Here is a 640-nt window from a genome sequence, read left to right on the forward strand (position 1 = left end):
CGACGATGGAGCGCCTCGCGGCGCGCTTCGAAGTGCTGCTGGGCGCCATGGCGACCGGCGACCAGCAGCGCGTCAGCCGTCTGGATCTGTTGAGCGGCGCGGAGCGCAGCCGCATTCTTGAGCAGTTCAACGATACCGCTCTCGATTTTGCGGAGCATCGCCTGATTCATCAACTCTTCGAGGAACAGGCGGCGCGTCAACCTGATGCACCGGCACTGGCATTCGAAGAAGCCACGTTCACCTATGCGCAATTGAACCGGCGCGCGAACCGGCTGGCCAATTACCTGCGCTCGCTCGGTGTGCAAGCCGACGACCGCGTGGCGATCTGCCTTGAACGCGGCATCGACATGGTGGTGGGCCTGCTGGGCATCCTCAAGGCTGGTGCGGCTTACGTGCCGCTCGATCCCGCCTATCCGGCGGACCGCCTGGCCTTCATGCTGACCGACTGCGCACCGGTGGTCCTGCTGACCCAGGAGTCGCTGTTCCACATCCTGCCGGCGCATGTGGTGCCGATGGTGGTGGTCGATGGCGCGGATGCACCGGTGATCGCTGCGCGCAGCGCCGCCGATCCCGATGCCGCCGCAGCGCCGGGCAATCTGGCCTACGTCATCTACACGTCCGGATCGACCGGCATGCCGAA

Annotated in this window: 1 protein-coding gene; it reads left to right on the forward strand. The window is 65.8% G+C overall.

From position 1 onward, the window contains the following. Positions 1-640 (forward strand): AMP-binding protein (locus tag EJB06_RS31590; RefSeq protein WP_164558113.1); only part of this gene is annotated, 640 nt, incomplete at both ends.

The sequence above is a fragment of the Massilia atriviolacea genome (genome assembly GCF_003953935.1).
Taxonomy (GTDB): domain Bacteria; phylum Pseudomonadota; class Gammaproteobacteria; order Burkholderiales; family Burkholderiaceae_D; genus Telluria_A; species Telluria_A atriviolacea.